This window comes from Chrysosporum bergii ANA360D, from assembly GCF_029891735.1.
Taxonomy (GTDB): domain Bacteria; phylum Cyanobacteriota; class Cyanobacteriia; order Cyanobacteriales; family Nostocaceae; genus Umezakia; species Umezakia bergii.
This window is the reverse complement of the sequence record NZ_JANQDH010000099.1, coordinates 1-6,815: the sequence shown is the minus strand read 5'-3', so window position 1 is coordinate 6,815 and position 6,815 is coordinate 1. Positions and strand designations below refer to the sequence as shown.

The 6,815-nt window shown below is 41.6% G+C and carries 10 protein-coding genes; 5 read left to right on the top strand and 5 right to left on the bottom strand.

Annotation, left to right across the window (positions count from 1 at the left end):
* Positions 1 to 329, top strand: a 329-nt coding sequence (locus NWP17_RS14780; protein ID WP_280655650.1) for a transposase, incomplete at its 5' end; no start/stop codon positions are given.
* Positions 330 to 363: 34 nt separating this feature from the next.
* The gene (locus tag NWP17_RS14775; RefSeq protein ID WP_280655649.1) at positions 364 to 1,359 is read left to right on the top strand and encodes a DnaJ C-terminal domain-containing protein; all 996 of its coding nucleotides are present in this window, start codon (positions 364 to 366) and stop codon (positions 1,357 to 1,359) included.
* Here the strand turns inward: NWP17_RS14775 and NWP17_RS14770 are convergent.
* Genes NWP17_RS14770 through NWP17_RS14760 form a run of 3 tightly spaced genes read right to left on the bottom strand, consistent with a single transcriptional unit; the run spans position 1,349 to position 4,245 of the window.
* A complete protein-coding gene (locus NWP17_RS14770; RefSeq protein ID WP_280655648.1) occupies positions 1,349 to 2,308 on the bottom strand; it encodes a 50S ribosomal protein L11 methyltransferase in 960 nt (319 codons plus the stop codon). The two genes, NWP17_RS14775 and NWP17_RS14770, sit on opposite strands and share 11 nt — an antisense overlap.
* Before the next feature lie 26 nt (positions 2,309 to 2,334).
* On the bottom strand, positions 2,335 to 3,690 hold the full coding sequence (locus tag NWP17_RS14765; protein ID WP_280655647.1) for a DUF3370 domain-containing protein: 1,356 nt from the start codon (positions 3,688 to 3,690) through the stop codon (positions 2,335 to 2,337).
* Positions 3,691 to 3,732: 42 nt separating this feature from the next.
* The gene (locus NWP17_RS14760; RefSeq protein ID WP_280655646.1) at positions 3,733 to 4,245 is read right to left on the bottom strand and encodes a pyroglutamyl-peptidase I family protein; all 513 of its coding nucleotides are present in this window, start codon (positions 4,243 to 4,245) and stop codon (positions 3,733 to 3,735) included.
* A 58-nt stretch (positions 4,246 to 4,303) separates the two neighbouring features.
* Here NWP17_RS14760 and hisH point away from each other — a divergent pair, with 58 nt between their 5' ends.
* Together hisH and rsmD are read left to right on the top strand one after the other, a co-directional pair.
* The gene (hisH, locus tag NWP17_RS14755) at positions 4,304 to 4,939 is read left to right on the top strand and encodes an imidazole glycerol phosphate synthase subunit HisH (protein ID WP_280655645.1); all 636 of its coding nucleotides are present in this window, start codon (positions 4,304 to 4,306) and stop codon (positions 4,937 to 4,939) included.
* 66 nt (positions 4,940 to 5,005) lie between these two features.
* Positions 5,006 to 5,554, top strand: a complete 549-nt coding sequence (gene rsmD, locus NWP17_RS14750) for a 16S rRNA (guanine(966)-N(2))-methyltransferase RsmD (protein ID WP_280655644.1) — start codon at positions 5,006 to 5,008, stop codon at positions 5,552 to 5,554.
* Between the two features lie 59 nt (positions 5,555 to 5,613).
* Here rsmD and petG read toward each other — a convergent pair whose 3' ends face one another.
* On the bottom strand, positions 5,614 to 5,727 hold the full coding sequence (gene petG, locus NWP17_RS14745) for a cytochrome b6-f complex subunit V (protein ID WP_280649837.1): 114 nt from the start codon (positions 5,725 to 5,727) through the stop codon (positions 5,614 to 5,616).
* 208 nt (positions 5,728 to 5,935) lie between these two features.
* On the opposite strand from petG, the gene NWP17_RS14740 reads away from it, so the two are divergent.
* A complete protein-coding gene (locus NWP17_RS14740; RefSeq protein ID WP_280655643.1) occupies positions 5,936 to 6,310 on the top strand; it encodes a c-type cytochrome in 375 nt (124 codons plus the stop codon).
* Positions 6,311 to 6,517: 207 nt separating this feature from the next.
* Here the strand turns inward: NWP17_RS14740 and NWP17_RS14735 are convergent.
* On the bottom strand, positions 6,518 to 6,815 hold a 298-nt coding region (locus NWP17_RS14735), incomplete at its 5' end, for a calcium-binding protein (RefSeq protein WP_425332670.1).

Below are 6,815 nucleotides of genomic sequence, written 5' to 3'. Positions count from 1 at the left end.
GGCAAGGGTGGCGGCAATTCAGAACTTTTTGTGAGGGTAAATCTGAGAAACTTAAAAGGGATTTCCGAGTAATTGACAGATGGGAACCTACTAGCCAGATTTGCTGTTGCTGTGGGTATCGTTGGGGCAAGATTGATTTGTCTGTTCGCTCAGTGTTGTGTTTAAATTGCAATACTCTTGCAGACAGAGATGAGAATGCTGCTCAGAATATAAAAATGGTCGGCATGGGGCATCGGCACGACCTAAAATGGACAGGGAGTGACTGTAAGACTGTTTCGACTGCGAGTTACTGTGAACTGTCAAGAATCACCGACCTTGAAGGTCGGTGAGTATGTTAAAATATCGACTATAGGAGGCTGGTAGATGGCTACAACTGACTTTAAAGATTATTACGCAATTTTAGGAATCAGTAAAACTGCCAGTCCAGAGGAAATTAAACAGGCCTTTCGTAAACTAGCTCGTAAGTATCACCCTGATGTCAATCCGGATAATAAGCAAGCAGAGGCTAAGTTTAAAGAGGTAAATGAAGCCTACGAAGTTTTATCGGATGCTGATAAGCGCAAGAAGTATGACCAATTCGGGCAATACTGGAAACAAGTAGGGGAGGGCTTCCCATCTGGTAGACCGGGGGCAGATATGGGGGGCTTTGATTTCAGTCAGTACGGCAGTTTTGATGAATTTGTCAATGAGTTATTAGGACGGTTTGGTGGACCTAGTCCTCGTGGTGGAGGACAAAGCTATTCTTATCGTACTTCCACTCGCCAACCAGGTGGTTATAGCGGTTTTAATGATTTTGGTTTTTCAGATGTGGGTGCTGGGGCTGGTCACGACGCAGAAGCTGTGGTTAGTTTAAGTTTTAGTGAGGCGTTTACTGGTGTGCAAAAGCGTTTTAGTTTAGGTAACGAAACTATTGAGGTTCGCATCCCATCCGGTGCTAAAACTGGGACTCGCCTCCGAGTGCGGGGTAAGGGTCAATTCAACCCTATGACTCAACAACGGGGGGATTTATATTTAAAGGTTGAACTTCAGCCACATTCATTTTTCCAATTTGATGGTGATAATCTTACTTGTGAGGTTCCCATTACTCCAGATGAGGCTACTTTAGGAGCTTCAATTGATGTCCCCACTCCTGATGGTGCAGTGAATGTCAAGTTACCTGCTGGGGTTCGTTCTGGTCAGTCTCTACGCTTGCGGGGAAAAGGTTGGCCTTTGGCTAAGGGTGGACGTGGTGACCAGTTGGTGAAAGTGGCTATTGTTCCGCCAAAAGACCTCAGCCCACAAGAGCGGGAATGTTATGAAAAAATCCGGGCTATACGCACCTACAATCCCCGCGGTCATTTAGAACAGTTTAAGCTGTGAGTTGAGAACTTGTCTTATAAGCCAGGGCTACCCATTCATTTAATCGTTGACAATCAATTATTTTAAATCCTGCTTTAGTCATGGCTGTATTTACATTTTCTTCATGATCTGTGGTAAAACCAGCTGTAATTAATAGCCCTGGTTGTCCTTGGTGGTGATGCAACGCTTGCCGAAATTCATCCACTAGGGCAATATGTACTCGTGCGAATATATTGGCAATAATTAGATCAAATGTGTCTTTTGCTTCAAATTTTGACACATTACCAACAGTGTCTCCACCCATCCAATGCCCCAAATCACTACCACATCCCAGGCTACCTAACATTACTTTTACTTGCTGCTCTACAGCATTCATCCTCACCGCTGCTTGAGTGGCTTGTACCGCTACACTGTCATTATCTAGGGCTAATACATTAGCCCCAAGTTTTGCCATTGCTACACTCAAAATACCAGACCCTGAGCCAAGGTCTAACACCTGCATATGAGGAATAACATATTTTTCTAACAGTCGCAAACTGAGAATAGTTGCTGGATGTAAACCGCTACCAAAGGTGAGGGTTTTCTGGATTATAATCTTGATTTTGTCTGCTATTTGTGATTGAGTGGGTGTATCAGAAGTGAGTACTACAAATCTCGCCCCTATGGGCTGTACAAGTGACTGTGCTACATCCATGATTTTTTCTGCAACTACACTGGTCTGAATTGCTGTTGTCATTCCAGTGCGATGCAATGGTGAAAGCAAACTGACAATTTTTTCTACACTTTTGCGGGCGTTGACATCGTGGGGTAAATATAAGCGAATGGTAAATGTCCAATCAGAATTGATCGGGTTTGGTTGGGTATATTCTGTAATGTAAACATTATTGATATCAATAGTTTCCCCTAATAGTGTACACACCCAATCAACTGCTTCATGGGTTGCATCCAGAGTTAATTCTATCCAAGACATATTATTTTCCTAAATGCGAATATTTACTATTGAGTTGATATTGTTAATACCTGGGGTGGGGTAGCATCTGGAGGATAAATCAGGTCTACTTTTACTAATCTACGATCGCCTGGGGGCATATTTAATAAAATCAAGGGTTCCCCTGCTTGACCTCTCCTCTGCACTAAATGAGTAAACTGAGTTTGGGGGTGTCCTTGATCATCTTTGTAACGCACTCGCACTGTTCCCCGGAAAAATATTTGCGGGGCTGTTTTGGTTAAAAAGCGTAATCCTTGTTTAAGTAAATTATTTTCTTTAATTGGTGTTTGTAGAGCTACACTCACTTTTTGCGAACTGTCAGTATTATTATATAGGGGCAATTGTAAACTATATTGAATGCCATAGTTACCATGAGCGGCATAGGCTGTGTCTGGATAACGTACTAACATGGGGGCTGTTTGAATTTGATTTGTGCTTAATGTACCTCCATGCAGGCTACTAACAGGATAGGAAAATGCTTGACCGGTGGGGGGAATAGTTAAATATTTGGCTTGAGGATGATCTACTATTAGAGATTTCCACTGAGAACCTTGGGCAACTCCCGCTACACGCCCATAAATTCTGGGCTGGTTAGTTTTTTCTAAAGGTGTAGGTACTTTATCTCGTGGAGATGATAATTCACCATGATTAAGTAAATTTTCCCATTCTGCTAAAGTTGGCGCTCGTTCACTACCATCGCTGTTTTGACGGGCAAATAATGCCATACTAGCTGCATAAACTCTACCACTACTTTGCAATCGCATCAAGGTAGACCTACCATTTAAAGGCGGTGTCAGGTCTTTAACTGGTATGGGAAGATTTAGTAATATTTGATTTTCCCCAGGAGCAATTACTATTTTATATGGAAAAGTTTCTTGTCGCTTTCCTCTTAGTACATCAGATGTGGCGCGATCGCCGGGTCCTGCAAAAATCTTACCTAAGATGTTGTCGCTTACAGAGGGTAACTGAATAAATGGTGCATCTGGTTGACTTAAATAACTTGCTGCTTGCAAAATATTCACTCTGACTGGTTCAGTTCCAGGGTTATGTAGAATGATTCCCAAGTATAGGGATCTTAAATCTTCTGGTGGTTCAGCTTTAGCCACATGGTGGGCAAAAATATCAAATCGCCCCTGAAAGGGATAGTTTAAATGGGCTTCTGGTACTTTTTTCCCTTCGGATGGAAATGTAGACAGTAAAATTCCTTCTTTTAATACCAATTCCGGGCTATTGCTGTTAAAAACAGGCACATTATCCAGTTTTCCTGGTAACGGACGCACTTCTTGCAATTGCACTACTTCTTGGGGGGGTGGTGTGGCTGGTGTTGATTGGGCTATTGTGCTGCTTAGTAAGAATGAAAACATAATACTGCCAATATTTCTTATCCTTGAAAGACGCAAAAGACTTTATGAAAGTGCCAAGTTGTTAATAATTAATAAGAAATCAGCCAAGATAAATGGCAAATTTTCTGGGTTTAACAATGGAACATGAACAAAAATACATGGTGTTGGCGGTTGAGTTTGGTACAGGTGATCTAAAACAGAATAGTACAAACCTTCACAAACAAATTTACCGCAATCGTGGCTAATTTCAGTTATTGTTGCTCCTGCTACTAATTTTGGTAAATTAACAGCTGTGTGCAAAACTCTTTCTCCATCCCTAGCAACGGCTTCCAGACTTAGTTTTGTCCTACTCGCAGCCATACCACAACAGATAATGTAATCCGGTTGAAGTTCGCCAATTTTTTGAATGACCAGAGAACTGGCTAGATGCAAATCCACAGGTAAGCAGCGTAAAAATTTCAAATCATGAGGGATAGCAGCAATTTTGCTCACTTCCATTAGCAAATCATCAGAAGAATTTGACTGTTGATCCCGTAACCAAGTTTGAAAGGAAGTTAATAGTATTGTTTTCTCCATTAGAAATATTATTTAGAATAGAAACACCCTCCATAATAAACTGACAAGGAGTCGGTCAATGCCAATCATTGCAGTCGTAGATTACGATATGGGAAATTTGCACTCAGTTTGCAAAGGTTTAGAAAAAGCCGGAGCAACTCCCATGATTACTCATGCTGCTAAAGATTTGTTCCGAGCAGATGCGGTTGTATTACCTGGGGTGGGAGCATTTGATCCCGCAGTCCGAAACCTGCGATCGCGTGGTTTAGAACAACCCATTAAAGATATAATCTCATCTGGTAAACCATTTTTGGGCATCTGTTTGGGATTGCAAATTTTATTTGAATCCAGCGATGAAGGTAGTCAACCAGGACTGGGAATCATCCCCGGAAAAGTTCGCCGCTTTCGACCGGAACCAGGTATTACTATTCCTCACATGGGCTGGAACCAGTTAGAATTCACCCAACCAAAAAGCATTTTATGGGAGCATTTACCAGTTGAACCTTGGGTATATTTTGTTCACTCTTACTATGTTGACCCAACTGATCACCAAGTTCAAGCAGCAACTGTTACCCACGGAAATCAAACTATTACCGCTGCTATTGCTCGTGATAATTTGACAGCAGTACAATTCCACCCGGAAAAGTCTTCTAATATAGGGTTGCAAATTTTATCTAATTTTGTCGCCCAAGTTCGTGAAGAAATTGCTGCGTAATTTAACTTGATAATTGCTAATTTTGTCCTGATGTCCCTTGTCATCATGACTAAATGACTAACACCAATGACATTGAGAATTTACGGTAATCGCCCAATAAAAACTTTACCAGGGCAAGCTACTAGACCCACCAGTGCGCGGGTACGGGAAGCTGTGTTCAACATTTGGCAAGGAAGCATTTTAGGTTGTCACTGGCTAGATGTATGCACGGGTACAGGTTCAATGGCTGCTGAGGCTTTGTGTAGAGGAGCTAGTTTAGTGGTGGGAATTGAAAAATCAAGCCGCGCCTGTGCTGTGATTCAACAAAATTGGCAACAGGTCGCTGATAGTGAACAAAAATGGCAAATTTTACGAGGTGATGTTATTCAGCAGTTAAAAAATTTATCAGGGCGGGAGTTTGACAGAATTTATTTTGATCCGCCCTATGCTAGTGGATTATATCAGCCAGTCTTAGAAGCGATCGCATATCATAACTTATTAGCTGTCCATGGTGAAATAGCGGTAGAACATCATCCCCAAGGTTGGACAGCCCCCATAATTCCCCATTGGGAAATTTGCAGGGAAAAAGTTTATGGTAACACGGCACTGACTTTTTTTCACATAGAGTCCACTTAGTGTCTAAACAGAAAATATTGTTGTAGAGACACGTTTAAACGCATCTCTACAGAGAAACACTAACCCCCCAGTTGGTTAGGGCGCTTGTATTGCTTATAGGCGGCGTAAAATAGCCCCCCAAGGGTAACAAAAATCAGACCAAGGACAATACCTGAGAGCAAGGGTTCAACCATTCTAAATCTCCTGTTGGCAAATGTTCAATATTTGTTTCTGCTTTTAATTCTACCAAATTAGGGATGAGTGCCTCCCTCTACCATGTTTTTCCATCAGGAATGATCACAAAAAAATTATTATTTGTGCTTGCAGACACTATCAAGAACTTTTAAGCTATGTGTAGGAAATGAAATACTTTTAGTAAACTTCACTTTGACGGTAAACCTTTTGGATAACCACATTACTAAACCAGAAACTTTCTTCCGGTGGATCGCCTTGTTGGCTGTGGTGATACTACTAGCAGCCCCTTTGGGCATTTTTGGTGTTCAAATGGTTAAACCCTCAGATCCTTATGTTAAGAATGTGCTTTCCCTGAAAGGAAACCTAGTTCAAGGATATGCTATCTTTCAAACCAACTGCGCTGGTTGTCATGGCGTGGAAGCAGATGGGCTAGTAGGACCGAGTTTACAAGGCGTTTCTAAGCGTAAGTCACGAAATCAGCTGATTCATCAGGTTATTAGCGGCGAAACACCGCCAATGCCAAAGTTTCAGCCTAATGCTCACGAAATGGCAGATTTATTGAGTTATTTGGAGAGTTTATAACCTAATTATCAATTTCTGATTCTGCCTTTAATCCTTGATTTACTCAATATTTTCATAATCCCACGGCTTCCAGTTGTGGGATTCTTAGTGAATTAAGGTAAGCTTGGTAACTGGTTTGATTTCCCCCCACAGCGACTCAGCGCCGGGGGCGTGAAATATAAAATGTGGTTTTAGCTAAAAATCGCCGCAACTCATAGTGATTCCAGTTTAAGGATTGATGGTCTTATTTCCCCGACCAGTGCGGATGGTGTTGTTACCTCCCCCAGCGGTAATGGTATCATTGCCATCGCCTGTGGTAATGCTGTCATTACCACTACCAGTAGTAATAGTTTGATTACCATTGCCAGTTCTAATAATGTTATTACCACCAGTAGTTGTAATGACATTATTCCCATGACCAGTGGTGATACTATCATTACCACTACCAGTAGTAATAGTTTGATGACCATTGCCGGTTCTAATGGTGTTATTGCCATTATTAGCATTAATAGTAATATTGTCAGCA